The sequence below is a fragment of the Bradyrhizobium sp. SSBR45G genome, from assembly GCF_030159255.1.
Classification (GTDB): domain Bacteria; phylum Pseudomonadota; class Alphaproteobacteria; order Rhizobiales; family Xanthobacteraceae; genus Bradyrhizobium.
In genome coordinates this window covers 469985-489380 of the sequence record NZ_BSCT01000001.1, presented here as the reverse complement: position 1 = coordinate 489380, position 19396 = coordinate 469985, and the positions used below count along the sequence as shown (strand labels likewise).

Here is a 19396-nt window from a genome sequence, read left to right as displayed (position 1 = left end):
TGCGTCAGGCGTGCGAAAACATCGGCAGACCGGGCGTCTCCAATTCGGCCTGCAGGATGGAGCCGGTCCGGCTCTCGGTGATGAAGAGGCTGCGATTGTCGGCGCCGCCAAAGGCGAGGTTGGTGGTGCCGACGCCGGCGCACGAGACGATGCGGTCGAGCGGCTCGGCGACCGGCGATACCCGCCAGACCGACCCGAAGCCGGTGTGGCAGATCAGCAGATTGCCGTCGCGGTCGAGCGCGAGGCCGTCGGGCCCACCGGGACCGCCGTGCAGATTCACGAAGACGCCGACCTTGGTGGTGAGGCCGCTCGGCGGCAATGGAACACGCCAGACCTGATTGGCGCGGGTGACCGCAACAAGCAGGAATGTCTCGTCGGAATCGACCACGATGCCGTTCGGGCTCGGGATCGTACTCACGAGACAGCTCAGGCGACCGTCGGTGCCGAGCCGCCAGACACGGCCGGTCGGGTCCTGCATGCCGGTCTGGCCCTGGTCGGTGAAATACAGCGTGCCGGAGCGTCCGAACACCAGATCGTTGACGCCCTTGAAGCTTTCGGTCGCAGCGGTCTCCAGGAACGGCGTCACCTGGCCACTTTCGGGATCGAGCAGCATCAGGCCGCGCTTGTAGTCGGTGATGAAGATGCGGCCGTCGGCATGGATCTTGAGGCCATTGGGCCAGCCGTCGTACTCGGTGATCAGCGACCATGCGCCATCAGGATCAATGCTGAAGACGCGGCCGAACGGAATATCGGTGACGTAGAGCCGGCCCTGGCGGTCAAAAGATGGGCCTTCGAGAAAGCTGTCGATGGCGCGGCCGCCCTGGTTGGCATCAGCCCAGGCGCTGCGCTGGGCCTTGCGGAACCGATCCGGCAGCCGGGTGAAGATCCGGGTTTCGATGCGGCGGGGCGGCGCAAACCAACTCATGGCGCAAATCCATAGAGCTCTGCAGGCGAGTCGACCAGGACCCGTTGCAGCGTTGCCTGATCCGGCATCGCATTCGCCATCAGGTCGAACAGTTCGGCATCGTCAGGCTTGTCGTCGGCCTTCCGTGTCGGATGCGGCCAGTCACTGCCCCATAGCATGCGCTCCGGAGCCGCGCGGACATAGGCCGCGGTGATCCCGGCACTCTCGGCGTAAGGCGGCCGGCTGTTGAGATAGGCGCCCGACAGCTTGACCCAGGTGTTGCCCTTGTCGAGCAGCCGGCGAATGATCGCATAGGACGTGCTGTTGAGGCCGTCGGCAGGCAACGCCCCCAGATGATCGATCACGATGCGCGACGGCAGGCGCTTCAGCAGGTCCTGGGCGGCCTCGAGCTGTTGCGGCCGCATGTTGATCTCGCAATGCCAGCCGAGCGCCGCAAGCCGCGGCGACAGCGTCTCGAGCGAAGCCATCGTCAGCGGGCCGGGGAATGGCAGGTTGAAGCGCACACCGCGGGCGCCGAGCGAGTCGAGGCGCTTCAGTTCGGAGTCCGAAACGTCTTCGGCGAAGACGGCGACCATCCTGAAATTGTCGGCTCCCAGCGCCGTCATCGACGCCAGCTGCAGGCTGTTGTCGGTGCCATAGGTCGACGGCGTGACGAGCACGCCGCGCGTGGTGCCGAGCCGGCGTTGCAGGGCCTTGTAGTCGTCCGGCGACGCATCCGGCGGTGTGAGCGCAGCGCCCGGCGCCGTGGGGTAACCGGCGTCATAGGTATGAAAATGGCAGTCGGTCGCGCGCGGCGGAGCCTTCCTCGCAGGCGGCGCGGTCCCCGCCGACCATCGCACGGGGGCCGCGGTCTGGCTTTTGCCCAGGCGGGGCAGGGCGGCGAGCGCGGCAGTACCGAGCAGCAGGCTTCGCCGCGAGAGGTGAGCGGATCGCTCCATGTCAGGCCTCCTTCGCGGCAGCCAGAATTGTCGGCTCGGCGTTGCGCGACCGGCTGATGACGAGAACCAGTCCGGCGCCAATCATCGTCACGATCGCGATCGGCAGCAGCGCCAAGCCGTAATTGCCCGTCGCGTCGAGCACGCTGCCATAGATGTTCACCATGAGGCCGCCGCCGATCAGGTTCGACACCGCATTGATCATCGCAAGTCCCGCTGCCACCGATCCGGCGCCGAGCCAGCCTGACGACAGCGCCCAGAACGGGCCCTTGAATGCGTAGGCACCGACCAGCACCAGGCTGAGCAGGATCACAGTTCCGATCAGGGAGTGAATGACGAAGACACCAAGGAAGCCGAACGAGATCAGTAGCAGCGTCAGCGCGGTATGCCAGCGGCGTTCCCGGGTCTTGTCCGAGTGACGGCCCCACAGCACCATCAGCACGCAGGCCACTCCGTAAGGAATCGAGTTGATCAAACCGGTCTCCAGGTTGGTGAGACCGAACGATTTGAGGAATTGCGGCTGCCAGACGCCGAGCACCGATCCGGCGGCCGAGGCGCCGGAGCAGGCGAGGGCCATGGCCCAGACGATGGGGTTACGCAACAGCGCCAGGAACGACCCCCAGCCCGTCTTAGTCGCCGCCGACGGGCGCCCGGCCTTCTCGCGGTTGAGCTCCGCGCACAGCCAGGTCCGCTCGTCGTCGCGCAGCCAGCGCGCGTCCTCGGGGCGGTCAGTAAGAATCGCCAGGCAGATCAGGCCGAGCAGCACCGACGGCACGCCCTCGACGATGAACAGCCATTGCCAGCCACGCAGGCCGAGCATGCCGTCGAGACCCAGCAGCAGGCCACCGAGCGGAGAGCCGATGAAGGTCGCGGCCGGGATCGAGATGCCGAACAGCGCGATAAGGCGGCCGCGATAGTTCGCAGGCAGCCAATAGGTCAGATAAAGCAGCACGCCGGGAAAGAAACCCGCCTCCGCGGCGCCGAGAATGAAGCGCATGACGTAGAACGAGTTCTGGCCTTGCACGAACGCCATACCGGCCGAGATGAATCCCCAGGTGATCATGATGCGCGCGATCCAGCGCCGGGCGCCAAAGCGCTGCAGGGCGAGGTTGCTCGGCACTTCCATTAGAAAATAGGAGAAGAAGAACAGGCTGGCGCCGAAGCCGAACACCGCCTTCGACATCCCCAAGTCCTGCACCATCTGCAGCGATGCCATGCCGACATTGCCGCGATCGAGTATCGCGAACAAATAGCAGATCATGATGAATGGCATGATGCGCCACGATACGCGGCGCATGGTGATCCGTTCGAGCGCACTCGGCGCCGCTGCAGCTTGAGCCATCTTATCCTCCCAAGTTTGTTTATCGGCGTTGCTCAGGCGATGCTGAGCTGCTTCTTGTTCACGATCGCTCGCCGGTCGAATGTCTTGCCTTCCAGTACGTCCATGACGTGGTTGACTGCGATCACGCCCATCGCGTCGCGGGCTTCCTGCGTGCTGGCGCCGGCATGCGGAGTCACCACGGCGTTCGGCAAGGTCAGCAGCGGAAGGTCGGGTCTGGCGGGCTCCTCGGCAAAGGAATCCAGGCCGGCGCCGGCGATGACGCCGTCGCGCAGCGCCTTGAACAAGGCAGCCTCGTCGATCAACCCGCCGCGCGCGGTGTTGATCAGGATTGCGTTGCGGCGCATGCGGGCGAGCTGGTCGCGGCCGATCATGTTGCGGGTCTGCGGTGTCAACGGGCAGTGCAGGCTGATCACGTCGCTTGCCGTCAGGATCTCGTCGAGGCTGCCGGCTCGCACGGCGCCCGTGACGTGGGCATCCGCAGGCATGTAGGGATCGAAGATGCGCACCTGCATGTTTAGCGGTTGAACCAGGCCGACCAGAATGCGGCCGATCTCGCCGAAGCCGATGACCCCAAGGCTGCGGCCGAACAGCTGCGCCCCCTTCGTCGTCGCCTTGTCCCAATGACCGGTCTTGATGCGCGCATCGAGATGCGGGATCTCCCGCGCCACTGCGAACATCAGGGCGAAAGCGAGCTCGGCGACGGACTGTGAATTGGCGCCGCGGGCGACGAACACGGGAATGCCGCGGCGGTCGGCGGCCTCGACGTCGATGTTGTCATAGCCGACCCCGTGCTTGGCGATCGCCTTCAGCTTCGCCGAGGCGCCGATCACCTGATCATCGATCATGCCCTGCCGGACGATGATGCCGTCGGGCTGCTCGCGGGCTGCGATCTCGGCCAGCTCCCGAGGGCTCGCATAATGCGGGTTGTCGACCAGCGACGCACCGCGCCGGGCGGCGATGGCAGCCGCCTCCGCGGTGAGCGCCGGCCCGGTGATGAGAAGTTTGTACCGCATGTTGCTGCCTCTGCTTCGTGGCGGCAACGCCCACTGACCGGCGCGCGACGGCGGCACAGCCGAACTGCGGCATTGTCGCCGCAGACCCGCTCCTTGACGAGATGCTGACCGTTTCCCGCGCCGCATTTTAAAATTGAAACGGCGTTGCATTTTTTGTACATATCGCCGCGACGGCTCAATTTGTCAACCGCCGATCGGCAGAGCCGCAGGGACGATCGCATGAGGAGCACGCCATGACCGTCGGTTTCCGCATCTATCCGAATCCGAAACAGAAGGTTTCGACCGCCCTGGTCGAGCGCTATCGGGCGCTCCCGGTCGCGAATGTGAGCGACAGCATGTCGCGAATGAACGCAGCAGGTCCGCGGTTGCGACCGATGCACGGCGGCGGCGTGCTGGCGGGACCGGCGATCACGGTGAAATCGCGCCCTGGCGACAATCTGATGCTCCACAAGGCGCTCGACATGGCGGAGCCGGGCGATATCGTCGTGGTCGATGCCGGCGGTGATCTTTCCAATGCCCTGATCGGCGAGATGATGATCGCGCACGCCGAGCGCCGCGGCCTTGGCGGTGTCGTCATCAACGGCTCCGTCCGCGACGCCGCTGCGATCCGCGCCGGCAGGTTTCCGATCTTCGCCGCGGGCGTCACCCATCGCGGCCCCTACAAGGACGGCCCCGGCGAGATCAACGTCGCGATCGCGATCGACGGCATGGTGATCCATCCGGGCGACCTCATGCTCGGCGACGATGATGGTCTCGTCTGCGTTCCGATCGCCGACGCCGAGGCGGTGTTCGCCGCGGCGAAGAAGAAGCACGATGCCGAGACGACGCAGCTTGCGGCGATCGCGGCCGGTCGCAACGACCGTTCATGGGTCGACGAGGAGCTGAAGAAGCGCGGCGTCGAACATATGGGCTGAGCCACTGTTCGGATCGCGTGAACTTCGCATCGGGGATGTGTATACCGTCCTGAAACGGCCGTCCGATCGGCGGCCGGTTCGGGAATCAGGACGTGGCGAAGAAATCGAGCACCCGCAGCAACACCGCAAAGCCCAAGACATCATCGGGCCTGAAGGGCGTCTCTGCGGTGGACCGCGCATTGAGCGTATTGACGGCCTTTCAACGCGGCGACGGCGAGGTGAGTCTTGCCGAGTTGACCAGGCGCACCGGGCTGATCAAGACGACGGTGATGCGCATGGCGCTGTCGTTGGAAAGCTTCGGTTTGATCCGGCGCGTTGACGACGGCGGCTATCGGCTCGATGCCGAGGTGATGCGCCTTGCGGCCTGCTATCAGCACGCCTTCGGTCTTGCCGATCATGTCACCCCCGTGCTGGAGCAGCTGGCGCGTTCGACGGGCGAAACCGCCTCGTTCTACACGCGCCGGGGCGATCAGCGTCTGTGCCTGTTCCGGGTCGAAAGCGCAAACCAGATCCGGATGCATGTTCAGCCCGGCGATCTGCGCCCGATGGACAAATCGGCCATCGCCCAGGTGCTTCGACACTTCGACCGCGGCCGGACGGCGGCGGAGATCGATCCACCGATTTTCACGAGCGGCGTGACGGATCCCCATTCCGCGGCGCTTGCGACCCCCGTATTCGGGCCGGGCGGTGCGTTGCTCGGCGCTCTCGCCTTGTCCGGTCCGGTCACGCGGTTGACCGCGGCGCGTGCAGACGACATCCGTCCGCTGCTGAAGACGGCCGGCGTCGACTTGACCACGGCGTGCGGGGGATAGGACGACCGAACTGGGCGACACGCGGGCTTGGCCCAGTTCGCTCCAGCACTGCTGCCCAAGCAATCAACCAACGACGCGGTGAAATTATACCTCTCGTCGCATTTCCAGGGATTTCCGGACGGCGTACCGCCGCCGGGCCTGTATCACCGCATCCTCAAGGAGATCGAGATCCCGCTGCTGACCGCCGCGCTGGCGGCGACGCGGGGCAACCAGATCCGCGCTGCCGATCTGCTCGGTCTCAATCGCAATACGCTGCGCAAGAAGATCCGCGACCTCGAGATCCAGGTTTACCGCAGCGGCGGCTGATAGGGGTTATATAATACCTCAATTGGGTGGCCCGGGCCGCCATAGATGAGAAATATTCGAGACATATCCGCGACGCGCTCCCGCGCCGCGGATTAGTCGCAATTTGGCAACAGCGTGGTAGGAATGCATCAGTCCGATTCCCCCGGACGTGCCGCGTTCACATCACACCCATTGCCGGAATGACCAGCGCAGAGGCCTCGGCCACCCCCTTCGAACAATCGTCTGCCGACGGCCGGCGCTGGACCTGGCGCACCTGGCTGGCGCCGGTGGCGGTCGGGTTCGCGCTGCTGTCGGCATGCCTCACCTTCTTCGTGCTGGTGGGCCTGAGCCCGATCGAGCCGACGCCCGAGGTGGTCAACACCTTCCTGCTGATCGATGCCGGCATGATCCTGATCCTGGTCGGGATCATCATCCGCGAGGTCTGGCAGATGGTCCAGGCGCGGCGGCGCGGCAGGGCCGCGGCGCGCCTGCACGTCCAGATCGTCAGCCTGTTCTCGGTCATCGCGGTGCTGCCGGCGGTGCTGGTGTCGCTGGTCGCCAACGTCACCATCGACCGCGGCCTCGACCGGCTGTTCTCGGGCCCCGCCAAGGAGGCGATCCAGAACTCGCTGACGGTGGCGCGCGCCTACACCTATGAGCACGCCCAGCTGATCCGCGGCGACATCCTCGGCATGGCCAACGATATCGCCCATGCGCGGCCGCTCTACGACCAGGATCGCGGCACGTTCCGCGAGCTGCTCACCGCCAGCGCCGCCTCGCGCAACCTTCCGGGCGCGATGCTGATCGACAAGGATCGGACCGTGCTGGAGACCGCCGAGACCGGCATCCAGCAGACCTTCCAGACGCCGCCGGCCGACTTCCTCAGCAACGTCAACGAGACCGAGCCGCAGATCGCGGTGTTCCCCGACGCCAACTATGTCGCGGCCGTGATCCGGCTGCGCGCCTTCAACGACACCTTCCTCTACGTCGCCCGGCTGCTCGACCCGCGCGTGATCGCGCAGCTCAAGCAGACCGAGACCTCGGTCGCCGAATATGCCCAGGTCGAGTCGCGGCGCTACGGCATCCAGGTCGCCTTCGCGCTGATGTTCGCGGTGATCGCGCTGACCATCCTGATGGCCTCGGTGCTGATCGGCCTGAACTTCGCCAACTGGCTGGTGTCGCCGATCCGGCAGCTGATGAACGCCGCGCATACGGTGGCCACGGGCGACCTCAACGTCCGGGTTCCCGAGCACCGCTCGGAAGGCGATCTCGCCCAGCTCGGCCAGACCTTCAACAAGATGACGCAGGAGCTGCGGACGCAGCGCGACGAGCTCGTCAGCGCCAGCGAATTGATCGACAGCCGGCGCCGCTTCATCGAGGCGGTGCTGTCGTCGGCGTCGGCCGGCATCATCGGCGTCGATGCGTCCGGCAGCGTCGGCATTCTCAACCGCTCCGCCGAGAAGCTGATCGGTCACGCCGAGCAGGAGGTGCTCGATCATCCGCTGTCGGACGTGCTGCCCGAGCTCGACGACATGATGAAGACGGCGCGCGAGGGCAAGCAGCGGCTGGTGCAGGGACAGATCACGATCCAGCGCGACGGCCATGAGCGCAATCTGTCGGTGCGCGTCACCGCCGAGCAGACCAACCAGGCCAGCGACAGCTACATCATCACGCTCGACGACATCACCGAGCTCGTCTCCGCGCAGCGCACCTCGGCCTGGGGCGACGTCGCGCGCCGCATCGCCCACGAGATCAAGAATCCGCTGACGCCGATTCAACTTTCCGCGGAACGGATTCGCCGCAAATTCGGCAAGGTCATCACCGAGGACAAGGCCATATTTGAGCAATGTACCGATACGATCGTGCGGCAGGTCGATGACATCAGGCGAATGGTCGACGAGTTCTCGCGCTTCGCGCGCATGCCGAAGCCGGTGATGGAGGGCGAGGACGTTGCCGATGCGGTACGGCAGGCCGTGTTCCTGATGAAGGTCGCGCATCCCGAGATCGACATCGAAACCGACATCAAGCAGGACCCGCTGCGCGCGCAGTTCGACCGCCGGCTGATCTCGCAGGCGCTGACCAACATCATCAAGAACGCCACCGAGGCGATCGAGGTGGTGCCGGAGGAGGAGCTCGGCAAGGGCCGCATCGACGTCGTGGCCTCGCGCGAGGGCGACGACGTTCTGATCGACGTGATCGACAACGGCATCGGCCTGCCGAAGGTGGCGCGGCAGCGACTGCTCGAGCCTTATGTCACGACGCGCGCGAAGGGCACCGGTCTCGGTCTTGCGATCGTCGGCCGCGTCCTGGAGGACCATGGCGGCAAGCTCGAGCTGAAGGACGCCTCCGATTTCCGCGACGGCCAGCGCGGCGCCTGGATGCGGCTGCGGTTCGCAGTGTCCGGCCAGGCCGCAAAGCCTGGGGGCAAAGAACAGGCGGTCGCGACGGGCGATGCGCAGAAGACCGAGGCGGGCGGCGAAACCGCAAGCCCGGTTCAAGCGACCAACGATGAACCAAAAATCCAAGCCGCAACCGGCAGCTGACGAGACAGGCGTGATCCATGGCGAGTGATATTCTGATTGTCGACGACGAAGCCGATATCCGGGAGCTGGTAGCCGGCATCCTGGACGACGAGGGCTTCACGACTCGAACGGCTCGTGACAGCGATTCGGCGCTGGCCGAGATCGCCGGCCGTCGACCGAACCTGGTGTTTCTCGACATCTGGCTGCAGGGCTCCAAGCTCGACGGCCTGCAGCTGCTGGAGCAGATCAAGAAGGATCATCCCGATCTGCCTGTCGTGATGATCTCCGGCCACGGCAACATCGAAACTGCGGTCGCCGCCATCAAGCGCGGCGCCTATGACTTCATCGAGAAGCCGTTCAAGTCGGACCGGCTGATCCTGGTGGCGACGCGTGCGCTGGAGAACTCGCGGCTGAAGCGCGAGGTGCGCGAGCTCAAGCAGCTGGCGCCGACCGCGAGCAACATGACCGGCCGCTCCCCGTCGATGAACCAGCTGCGCCAGACCATCGAGCGCGCCGCCAAGGCCAACAGCCGCATCCTGATCGTTGGCCCTCCCGGCTCCGGCAAGGAGCTCGCCGCCCGCACCCTGCACATCCAGTCTCCGCGTGCCGATGGTCCGTTCGTCGTCATCAATGCCGCTGCGATCACGCCGGAGCGGATGGAGGAGGAGCTGTTCGGCATCGAGCAGTCGAACGGCGAGCAGGCGCGCAAGACCGGCGCGCTCGAAGAGGCCCATGGCGGCACGCTGTTCGTCGACGAGATCGCCGACATGCCGCGCGAGACCCAGAACAAGATTCTGCGCGTGCTGGTCGATCAGACGTTCCAGCGCGCCGGCGGCACCACCAAAGTGCACGTTGATGTGCGCATCATCTCCTCCACGGCGCGCAACCTGGAGGAGGAGATCGCAGCCGGCCGCTTCCGCGAGGATCTCTACCACCGCCTCTCCGTGGTTCCGATCCGGGTTCCGCCGCTGTCCGAGCGCCGCGAGGACATTCCCGAGCTGATCGACTATTTCATGGACCAGATCTCGGTCACGACCGGCCTGCCGAAGCGGCAGATCGGGCAGGACGCGATGGCGGTGCTGCAATCGCATGTCTGGCCCGGCAACGTCCGCCAGCTGCGCAACAATGTCGAGCGCGTGATGATTCTCGCGGCCGGCGGCCCGGAGGTGATCATCACGGCCGACATGCTGCCGCCCGACGTCGGATCGATGGTGCCGGCGATGCCCACCAGCAACAATGGCGAGCACATCATGGGGCTGCCGCTGCGCGAGGCGCGCGAGGTGTTCGAGCGCGATTATCTGATTGCGCAGATCAGCCGCTTCTCCGGCAACATCTCGCGCACCGCCGAGTTCGTCGGGATGGAACGGTCGGCCCTGCATCGCAAGCTGAAGGCGCTCGGAGTGGGCTGAGCTGCCAACCCGGCAAAGTTTGCCGGGTTGGGCGAAAATGCGTTGGAAAATTCGTCCGGCCCCGGATATTTACGGACGAATCGGGTCCTTTTGGAACCGGGGTCCATGTAATCGGCTTGCCTAATATGCTCGCCTGTCTTCTAATCCGGCATCCCGTGGTCCCTCGAGGGGGATCTCAATGGATCATGGGCCACCACGACGATTCCGAGACCTGCACTTCCGAGGGCTGCAATCGGGTCGCCGAAAGTTCAATAAGAAAAAGCACAAGACTGCGAGATAACAACAATGGCGGCCGACCGCGCACAAAACCTACAAGACACCTTTCTCAACCACGTCCGCAAAACCAAGACGCCGCTCACGATCTTCCTGGTCAACGGCGTAAAACTGCAGGGGATTGTCACATGGTTCGACAATTTCTGCCTGTTGCTCCGGCGCGATGGTCACTCGCAGCTCGTCTACAAGCATGCGATCTCCACCATCATGCCGGGTGCCCCGATCCAGCTGTTCGAGGGCGGCGAGGACGCGTCTGCGTGAGAGTGATCTGATTGGAACCCCGCGATCGCGAAGGGACCATCGGCCTCGCCAGGCCGGATGACGTCAAGACAACGGGCCGAGTCATCGTGGTCGGCCCGTATTTGCGGACACGTCGTGGTGACGACGGCGCATCGGCGAGCCATTCCGAGATGCGTGATGTCGAGGCGCGGATCGACGAGGCCGCAGGGCTTGCGCGCGCCATCAACCTGACGGTCGCGGAGGTCATCCTCGCTTTGATCGGGCAGATCCGCCCGGCGACCTATCTCGGCAAAGGCAAGGTCGACGAGATCGCCGGCGTGATCGCCAGCCAGGGCGCCGAGCTGGTCGTGATGGACTGCGCGCTGTCGCCGATCCAGCAGCGCAACCTCGAGAAGGCCTGGAACACCAAGGTGCTCGACCGCACCGGCCTGATCCTCGAGATCTTCGGCCGCCGCGCCAAGACCAAGGAGGGCGCGCTGCAGGTCGAGCTCGCGCATCTCAACTATCAACGCAGCCGACTGGTGCGGTCGTGGACCCATCTCGAGCGCCAGCGCGGCGGCTTCGGCTTCATGGGCGGCCCGGGCGAGACCCAGATCGAGGCCGACCGCCGGCTGATCGGCGACCGCATCACCCGGCTCGAGAACGAACTGAAGAAGGTTCAGGCGACACGCCGGCTGCACCGCGCCGGCCGCCAGCGCGTGCCGTATCGCGTGGTGGCGCTGGTCGGCTACACCAATGCGGGCAAGTCGACGCTGTTCAATCGATTGACCCGCGCCGACGTGCAGGCGGCCGATATGCTGTTCGCCACGCTCGATCCGACGTTGCGTGCGATCGGCCTGCCGCACGGCGGCAAGGCGATGCTGTCGGACACCGTCGGCTTCATCTCCAACCTGCCGACGCAGCTGGTCGCGGCATTCCGCGCCACGCTCGAGGAGGTGCTGGAGGCGGATGTGATCCTGCATGTCCGCGACATGTCGCATGAGGATGCCGAAGCGCAGCAGCACGACGTCGAGCTGGTGCTCAGTCAGCTCGGCATCGATCCCGAGGCGACCGACACCATCATCGAGGTCTGGAACAAGATCGACCGGCTCGACGAGGCGGCGCGCGAGAACCTCGCCAACATCGCCGCACGCCGGCCACCGGAGCGGCCGTGCTTCCTGGTCTCGGCCGAGACCGGGGAGGGCGTCGCGCCGCTGCTGCAGGCGATCGAGGACCGGCTCGCCGCGGCCCGGACCACGCTCGACCTCACGATCGATGCGGCCGACGGCGCCGGCATTTCCTGGCTGCACCGCAATGCCGAGGTGCTCGCGAAGGAATTGCACGAGGGCCACTACGACATGACCGTGCGCGTCGACGCCACCAAGCGCGACATCGTCGTCGAGCGCTATCACGGCGTGCCGCGGGTGGCGTAAGCCAGCCGTTCGTCCGCGCTTCCACGCAAGTGAGCCTGCGCCGTTCGGATCACGCATCTTCATCTGGCGTTGGCTCCAGACGGCTATAATGGCGTGACGTCGACGTGCAGCACTGCGGCGCGCCCAGTCTCGAGGGCCGCGAGACAGCGTTCGATCGCCGCATCGAGTTCGTCGGGGTTCTCGACCCGTTCGCCATGGGCGCCGAATGCGCGGGCGATGTCGGCCAGACGCCGCTGCTCACCCTGATGTCCGGTGCAGAGCCTGGACAGGAACGAATCGGTCTGCTGCGCCACACCGTCCGGATAGACACGTTGCACCGATGCTTTCACGGCCTGCCAACCCTTGTTGTCGAGGATCACGGACAGGATCGGCAGCCTGCATTGCTGGGATACCGCGTAGACGGAATCCGGCGCGGCAAAGTGATAGGCGCCGTCGCCGACGATCTGGACCACGCGGGTCGAGGGATTGGCCAGCTTGAGCCCGAGCGCCATGCCGCCGCTGAAGCCGAGGCCGCCTCCCGCGAGGCCCACATAGGTCATCGGCCTGGTGCGGCGAATCTGCTGCTGCAGGACCGGAGCGTTGCGGACGGCCTCGTTGACGACGATGTCGTCCTCCGCGAGATGCGCCTGCAGCCGCGCGAACACATAGGCCGGGTTGATCGCGCCGGTCCGCCCCTTCTGCGCGGCTGCAGATATCCGTTTCGCCTGGGCTGCCTCGCGCGCCGGCTGCCAGCTCGCGATCCGGTCTCGCACTCTCCTCAGATAGGTGTCGTCGCCGCGGGCGACGACGGTCTCCAGGACCTGGCGAAGAATGGCGGCTGAATCGCCCTGAATCCGCAGGTCCGTGGCAAATCCCCACATCGGAATGTCCGCCTTCAGGGCGTCGATGTCGATCTGGATCCAGCGCAGCCGATCGGCGGCCTTCAGCATCTGCGGAATGAAGGGCACGTCGATGTCGATCAGCAGCCCGAGGTCGGCACCGGCGATCAGCGCCGCCGGGTCGGAGCCGGCGAAGCAGGGCGAATCCTGGCAGATGTTCATCGTGACCGGATTGAACTCGGCGACGCGGATTCCGCAGACGAGCGCCAGCCGCTCCAGCAGCGAAACGGCTTCGGCATTGCGTCCGAGATAGGCCGTCAGCGCGATCGGATTTTCCGCTTTCATGAGCACGTCCGCGACCGCATGCACGCGCTCCGGCTCGATGCCTCCCGCCTTGACGTTGCCATAGCGTGCGGGCGGGTAGGCCGGCATCGCCGCCTCGTCCCAGCTCTCGGCGAGGGTCTCGCGCGGCAGCATCATGGAGACCGGGCCTGGCGGATCGCTGTGCATGAACGCGGCAGCGCGGGCCAGCGCCTCCTTGACGACGACGCCCGACGGCAGCGTGTATTCCCATTTGACGTAGGGACGCACGATGCTGCCCTGATCGAAACTGTCCTGTACGAAGTGGACGTAGGTATCACGTCCCCCAGGCAGCTCGCCGTGCGTGGCGAACGGCGCCCGCCCCGCGAGCAGCAGCACCGGCAGCCGGTAGCGAAAGGCGTTCTGAATGGCCATGCAGGCGTTCGCCGTGCCGGCATCGACGTGGACCAGCACGGCCTGGCCGCGGCCGGTCATCATCGCATAGCCCATGGCCATGTGCACCGCGACCACCTCGTGGGGACACAGGATCACCTCGGGGCGCCGTCGACCTTCGCTGTCCCAGCGTGCAAGCTCCTCGATCAGCGACACATGATCGGTGCCGAGATTGGCGAAGATATAGTCGACGCCGATCTCGACGAGCGCCTCGAGGAAGTAGTGCGCGGTGGTGTGGCGGGTCATGGCGCGATGACGCGGATCAGGCGACGACGGCATCGTCACGGCGCATGCCCTCGGGCTGATTTGCGTGTCCACGCAGGCGATCGAACAGGTTGTTGGGCTCGTGCGGTGCGGCCACGCCGCGCCAGGCAATGTGCGAGTCCGGTCGCACCACGAGCAGGCTGTCAGCGAAGCCATAGCCGGACGCTGCGCGCGCGACGTCGACGAGCGTTAGGGGAACACCGTGCCGGGCTGCGGCGTCGACCAATGGCGTGGCATCGACGGCCGGATCGAACCGCACCAGCGTGTAGGCCGGGCCGAGCGCGTCCAGCAGCGAGCGTCCATCGGACAGCCAGACATGCGGCGCGCGCGCGCCGGGCACCGTCGAGGCCGTGAAATGGCCCATGCCATAAGGCGGCGGCGTTTCGCCGTCGTAGGCAATGGCCGGCGAGCGGTCGTAGTAGTAGCCGAAATTCAAGCCGGCGCAGCAATATTGCTGGACGTTGAGATCGTAGGCCGCCTTGCCGACCTTGCTCCGCGCCGCATCTCCGGCGGGGCCGTCGATCTCCACTTCGGCCGGCACGGAGCGCCTCTGGCTCATCACAGCGAGGGCATGGTTCATCGCGAAGTGCGAGACCTGCTCGGTGATCGGCTGCCGCTCCGCTTCATAGGCGTCGAGCAGGGCAGGGCTGGCCCAGCCGTGCAGGACTCCGGCGAGCATCCAGCACAGATCGACCGCATCGGCGATCCCGGCATTCATGCCGTAGCCCGCATAGGGAATCCACAGATGGGCGGCATCGCCACAGATGAAGGCGCGGCGATCCCGGAAACGGTCGGCCACCAGGCGGCGGCCGATCCAGTCTTCCTTGCTGATGATCTCGTACTGGAAACGGTCGTCGACGCCGAGGATGGTGCGCAGCGCCCAATCGCGATCCACGCTGTCGAACTCCACCTCATCCGCCGCGAGGTGGTTGTGGATCAGCCAGTTGTCGCGGCCGTCAATGGCGACAGTGGTGCCGCAGCGGCGCGGATTGAGCGACATCGTCATCCACGCCGGCTTCTGGGTGATCAGGTCCTTGAGCGCGGGGGCGTGGATGTAGGTCGACTGCACCCGCTGTACCACATCGGTGCCGCCGAGGCGTGAGCCGATCAGCTTGCGGATCGCTGAGCGGCCGCCGTCGCAGCCGATCAGATAGTCGGCCGAAATGGTGATGTCCTCGCCGGCGTCGAGATCGCGCGCCCGCGCGATCACGCCGGTGTCGTGCTGGTCGAAATGAACGACCTCGACCCGGTTGAGGATTCTGATCTCGCGCTGCGCCTGCGCACAGGCGAACAGGATGGGCTCGAGATAGATCTGGTTGATGCGATGCGGCGGCTCGGGCGTCGGCCAATCGGTGTCAGGTCCTCCCGAGGCCGTGTAGCGATCCTGGCGGGACGGGATCGGGATGCGCGTCAGTTCGCGACCGACGACCGCGGTCCGATAGGCGCAGTCGTTCGGAAAGTCGGCCGGCAGGCCACCTTCTCGCACCTGGCTGACGATGCCGAGGCGGCGGAACACCTCCATCGAACGCGCGGACACGTGGTTGCACTTCACGTTCGGCGGCTCGCCGGCGCGCCTGATCTCGGCGACGACGACGTCGATGCCACGCGAGGCAAGGTCCATGGCGGCGGTCAGGCCGACGGGGCCGGCGCCCACGATGAGGACCTGGGTTTGGATCGTCTTCATGTCAGCTTCTCTTGCTTTCGATCTAGGCCCGCTCGGGTGTCGAGAGCGCGCCGCGTTGCGCGTCGTCGGAGGTCGGAAGACTGCCGCGCATGCCGAGGACGGCGAGTCCGAGGATCACCAGCGCCGAACAAAGCTGCGGCACCGCGCTCGCCTGAAACAGCGACGCGACGTCCCAATGCGCGGCGAGCATCAACCCGCCGAGGGTGACGCCGAGGATCGAGCCAAAGCGGCCGATGCCCAGGGCCCAGCCGATTCCGGTGCCACGGATGTAGGTCGGGTAGATGCGCGCCGCATAGGCGTTGCAGCCGATCTGTCCGCCGATGACAGCGACGCCGGCAATGAACACGGCGGGCACGAGGATCGGCAGTGATGCGCCGGCGACGCCGATGGTGACGATCGAGAGGAAGCCCGCGACGTAGGTCACGAACAGCACGCGATCGAAGCCGAATCGTTCGATCAGCAGGCCGAGCCCGATGGTGCCGAGCATTCCACCGAGCTGGAACGCGATACCGACGGCGATCGCCGCCTGGACGTCGAGCCCGACCCCATGCGTCAGCGTCGGCAGCCAGCTGTTGAGGAAATAGATGTCCATCATGTTCATGAAGAACATGACCCACAGCAGCAGGGTCGGCACCAGACGGCGCTTGGTGAACAGCTGCGGCAGCAGGAAGCCCTTGCCGCTCTCCTCGACGATCGTGAAGCGCGCATCGGCCGGAAGGCGGTCGGACGGATCGATGCGCATCAGCAGCGCGCGGACGCGATCGCTCTTGTTGTTCTTGAGCGCCAGCAATGACAGCGATTCCGGCAGCCAGACGATCAGGACCGGACACAGAACGAGCGGAAGCAGGCCGCCGATCAGGAAGATGACCTGCCAGCCATAGGCGGTGATGAGTTTGGCTGCCACCGCTCCGCCGATCGCCGATCCCAGCGACACCGTCATGAACATCAGCATGATCAGCAGGGTCCTGCGGCGCTGCGGCGAATACTCGCCGGTCAGGGCGATGGTGTTGGGCAGGACGCCGCCGAGCCCGATGCCGGTCACAAACCGAATGATGACGAGGGTGGATACGCTTGTCGCCTGGGTCGTCGCCAGCGATCCGAGTGCAAAGACGAGAACGCCGGCGACCACCAGCCATTTGCGCCCGAGATAGTCGGCGAGGGCACCGAACACCAACGAGCCGATCATGACGCCGAACAAGGATGCACCAAACACCGGCCCCAGCGCGCCCGGCGCGAGATGCAGGTCCTTGCTGAGTGCGGGCGCGACGAAGCCCAGCGCCTGCGCATCGAACCCATCGAGCCCGACCACGAGCGCGCACAGGCAGATCACCCGGATCTGGAAACCGGACAGCGGCCGCTCATCGACATAGCGATTGAGATTGATCCCTTGCGTCACATGTCCCTCCCCATTTCGTTGCGGCGGTTTCGCCGCGGCGCGCGGCTTTCGGCTCTTTGCGAATATGTTGCATGATCGGACTCTTTCGATTAGCCCCAAAAATCTCATTCATTCATGAGGAATCCTTATGACGCCGACCCTGCGGCAACTCGAGGCTCTGACCCTGGTGTATCGGCTCGGCAGCATCACGAAGGCGGCCGCCGAGCTGCGCGTCACGCAGTCGGCCATCAGCCTGCTGATCCGGCAGATCGAGGAGAACTTTCAGCTCAAGCTGTTCGATCGGACGACGCGCGCCCTGCATCCGACGGCGGCGTGCCGCGAGGCGATCACGGCGGCGGAACGCATCCTGGCGGGTGCGCAAGGGCTGTCGCAGCGGATGCGCGACCTCGCTGAGATCAAGGCCGGCCGGATCTCCATTGCCGTCTCGGCGGGCGTCGCATCGGCGCTGCTTCCACGGGTGTTCGCGGCATTTCGATCGCGCTACCCCGATGTGAGCATCGACCTGCGCGATGTCGCGCCCGAGGAGCTCCTCGCAGTCGTGATGGCCGGGCATGCGGAGTTCGGCCTCGGCAGCGTCGAGGACGAGGGGGCGCCGGAGGTCAAGATCGACCCGCTGATGCAAACTCCGCTTTCGGCGATCGGGATCAAGGACGGCCGCTTCGAAACTCACCGCCGTCTGACGTGGGACGGCATCATGAGCTCCAGCCTGATCACGATGCGCCAGGGCACGCGCATCCGCCGTCAGATCGATGAGGCGCTGGCGCAGACCGGGCGAACGCTGAAGCCGGCCCTGGAAGTGTCACTCATTACGACGGCGCTGGCGCTCACGGCCGAGGGGGCAGGCATCAGCATCCTGCCCGGACACATGCTGCCGAAGTCACAATTCCCGACGCTCGCGGCCGTCCCGCTGTCGCAGCCGACGATCTACCGGCACGTCTCGTTGCTGAGCCGCGCGGATTTTGGATTGTCGCCAGCGGCGCAGCACTTCGTCGCGATCGCAAAGCGCGTCCTCTCGGCAAAAGGCGGCTGATCGCGAGCGGCCGCCAGGACCGGCTGGCTGCAGCGCGGACCATGTCGCTCCGACCCAATGATGCGGCTGACAGTGCCGGCATCTCCTGTCTGCACTGCAATGCCGAATGCTCAGCAAGAATTTCAGAAGGGACGCGACCACAGGACCGTCCGCGTCGACGCCACAAAGCGCGACTTCGTGGTCGAGCGGTATCATGGCGCGCCTCGGGAGGTGTGAGCGCGCTGCATCGCGTTCGAGCTTGCACCCTTTTTGCCTCAGCGCACCCACGCCGCGCTTGTCCCGAAGACATCAAGACGCGCAGGCGGCACGCCCGAGTTGCGCCACGCGGAGATATGTCCTAATCTCGCCACAATGTAATCGGGGCCGGCCAGCAGAGCTCACGACAGTTTCGGAGCTCAACTAGAAAAAAAGCTGGGTCTCGTTTGTGGGGGCAAGCGTGGCTAAGGCGTATTCGGCAGTCGCAGCGAGCCTGCGGCTCGTCACGATGTTTATCGTCAGCCTGGCCCTGTCGTCATGCGCTGGGATCCAGGGCGTCGAGCAGTTCGAAGCCTATCGGACGGCGTTCGACAAGACCTATGGCGCCTCGACCGCCATTCTCGATCAGCTTGCCGTTCAGGAGCGCGCGCTGTTCATGCGCCGCTATCGTATCGATGGTTCGTCTGGCTCGCTGACGTTCGATCCCAACCTCGCCCGCTACTACACCGATGCTGTCGATCCACCTGGAACGGCTGCGTTCCGCCATTCGATCGATGCGGTCAAGGCGTACAATGAACTACTCTACGGGCTGGCGACCGGCCAGACCGCCGCGACGCTGACTGCGAAGGCTGGACAGCTCAACGGCAAGATCATCGATGCTGCGGGAGAGGCTGGGGCGCTGCTCGGGATCGCGAACCAGGCCAAGATCCAGGCACTCGGTGCGCTGCTGAACGCGGCCTTCACCCAGGCGCAGCCGTTCATTCAGATGGGGCTGACTTATCAGTCGCGTGAGGAATTCAGACACTACGTGATCGAGTATCACGCACCGGTGCGCGCCATTCTCGTCGAGCTCCGACAGGGGACGGAGGCGATTTTCCCGGTCCTGACGGCGGCTACGTTGCGGCGGTCGCGGGTGGCCGTGACCGCGGCCGAAGGCAAGCTCACTCAGCAGGAGGTCGAGAAGCTCGAGACCTATCGAAAACTGCTTGCCGATTGGGTCATCCTCATCGACGCCACCATCAAGTCGATCGATCAGGCGAAGGCGGCGGCCGAAGCGCCGCCCACTGTGAGCGGAACCATCACGGGACTGACCACGGTCGCAATTGAACTCGAAACCGCGTCACAGGCCGCCCGCAAGCATCTTGCGGAGCTGGCAGCCAAATAGCGGCCAAAC

15 protein-coding genes and 1 pseudogene are annotated in these 19396 nt (G+C 65.5%); 9 read left to right on the top strand and 7 right to left on the bottom strand.

Annotated elements, in window-relative coordinates; genetic code table 11:
* Positions 1–4: 4 nt before the first annotated feature.
* The 4 genes from QQL87_RS02275 to QQL87_RS02260 are packed head-to-tail and all read right to left on the bottom strand — an operon-like array spanning position 5 to position 4215.
* Positions 5–925 carry an SMP-30/gluconolactonase/LRE family protein gene (locus QQL87_RS02275; protein ID WP_284416006.1) on the bottom strand — a complete coding sequence of 307 codons (921 nt, stop codon included), beginning with the start codon at positions 923–925 and terminating at the stop codon, positions 5–7.
* Positions 922–1863 carry an amidohydrolase family protein gene (locus QQL87_RS02270; protein ID WP_284416007.1) on the bottom strand — a complete coding sequence of 314 codons (942 nt, stop codon included), beginning with the start codon at positions 1861–1863 and terminating at the stop codon, positions 922–924. The genes QQL87_RS02275 and QQL87_RS02270 overlap by 4 nt, the downstream gene beginning before the upstream one ends.
* 1 nt (position 1864) lies before the next feature.
* Positions 1865–3202, bottom strand: a complete 1338-nt coding sequence (locus QQL87_RS02265; RefSeq protein ID WP_284416008.1) for an MFS transporter — start codon at positions 3200–3202, stop codon at positions 1865–1867.
* A 32-nt stretch (positions 3203–3234) separates the two neighbouring features.
* Entirely contained in the window at positions 3235–4215 is a 981-nt protein-coding gene (locus QQL87_RS02260; protein WP_284416009.1) for a hydroxyacid dehydrogenase, read from the bottom strand.
* A 233-nt stretch (positions 4216–4448) separates the two neighbouring features.
* Here QQL87_RS02260 and QQL87_RS02255 point away from each other — a divergent pair, with 233 nt between their 5' ends.
* The 7 genes and pseudogenes from QQL87_RS02255 (at position 4449) to hflX (ending at position 12082) form a co-directional block, all read left to right on the top strand.
* Positions 4449–5129: an RraA family protein gene (locus tag QQL87_RS02255; RefSeq protein ID WP_284416010.1), complete on the top strand. Its 681-nt coding sequence runs from the start codon at positions 4449–4451 to the stop codon at positions 5127–5129.
* A 92-nt stretch (positions 5130–5221) separates the two neighbouring features.
* The gene (locus QQL87_RS02250; RefSeq protein ID WP_284416011.1) at positions 5222–5941 is read left to right on the top strand and encodes an IclR family transcriptional regulator; all 720 of its coding nucleotides are present in this window, start codon (positions 5222–5224) and stop codon (positions 5939–5941) included.
* 75 nt (positions 5942–6016) lie between these two features.
* Positions 6017–6247 (top strand): annotated as a pseudogene (locus QQL87_RS02245) (helix-turn-helix domain-containing protein); the annotation flags it as partial.
* A gap of 179 nt (positions 6248–6426) precedes the next feature.
* Entirely contained in the window at positions 6427–8769 is a 2343-nt protein-coding gene (locus tag QQL87_RS02240; protein ID WP_284416012.1) for a sensor histidine kinase NtrY-like, read from the top strand.
* 17 nt (positions 8770–8786) lie between these two features.
* Positions 8787–10157 (top strand): nitrogen assimilation response regulator NtrX, encoded by a 1371-nt coding sequence (ntrX, locus tag QQL87_RS02235; protein WP_284416013.1) that lies wholly within the window; start codon positions 8787–8789, stop codon positions 10155–10157.
* A 285-nt stretch (positions 10158–10442) separates the two neighbouring features.
* On the top strand, positions 10443–10691 hold the full coding sequence (hfq, locus tag QQL87_RS02230) for an RNA chaperone Hfq (RefSeq protein WP_006613906.1): 249 nt from the start codon (positions 10443–10445) through the stop codon (positions 10689–10691).
* Positions 10692–10702: 11 nt separating this feature from the next.
* Positions 10703–12082 carry a GTPase HflX gene (gene hflX / locus QQL87_RS02225; protein ID WP_284416014.1) on the top strand — a complete coding sequence of 460 codons (1380 nt, stop codon included), beginning with the start codon at positions 10703–10705 and terminating at the stop codon, positions 12080–12082.
* Positions 12083–12165: 83 nt separating this feature from the next.
* Here hflX and QQL87_RS02220 read toward each other — a convergent pair whose 3' ends face one another.
* Genes QQL87_RS02220 through QQL87_RS02210 form a run of 3 tightly spaced genes read right to left on the bottom strand, consistent with a single transcriptional unit; the run spans position 12166 to position 16997 of the window.
* Complete coding sequence (locus QQL87_RS02220; protein ID WP_284416015.1) at positions 12166–13899, bottom strand: thiamine pyrophosphate-requiring protein; 1734 nt, start codon at positions 13897–13899, stop codon at positions 12166–12168.
* Between the two features lie 16 nt (positions 13900–13915).
* A complete protein-coding gene (locus QQL87_RS02215) occupies positions 13916–15601 on the bottom strand; it encodes an FAD-dependent oxidoreductase (protein WP_284416016.1) in 1686 nt (561 codons plus the stop codon).
* Positions 15602–15623: 22 nt separating this feature from the next.
* The gene (locus QQL87_RS02210) at positions 15624–16997 is read right to left on the bottom strand and encodes an MFS transporter (protein WP_284416017.1); all 1374 of its coding nucleotides are present in this window, start codon (positions 16995–16997) and stop codon (positions 15624–15626) included.
* A 127-nt stretch (positions 16998–17124) separates the two neighbouring features.
* Between QQL87_RS02210 and QQL87_RS02205 the strand changes: the two genes are divergently transcribed.
* Both QQL87_RS02205 and QQL87_RS02200 read left to right on the top strand, forming a co-directional pair.
* Entirely contained in the window at positions 17125–18027 is a 903-nt protein-coding gene (locus tag QQL87_RS02205) for a LysR family transcriptional regulator (protein ID WP_284416018.1), read from the top strand.
* Between the two features lie 436 nt (positions 18028–18463).
* On the top strand, positions 18464–19387 hold the full coding sequence (locus QQL87_RS02200) for a hypothetical protein (RefSeq protein WP_284416019.1): 924 nt from the start codon (positions 18464–18466) through the stop codon (positions 19385–19387).
* Positions 19388–19396: the final 9 nt, after the last annotated feature.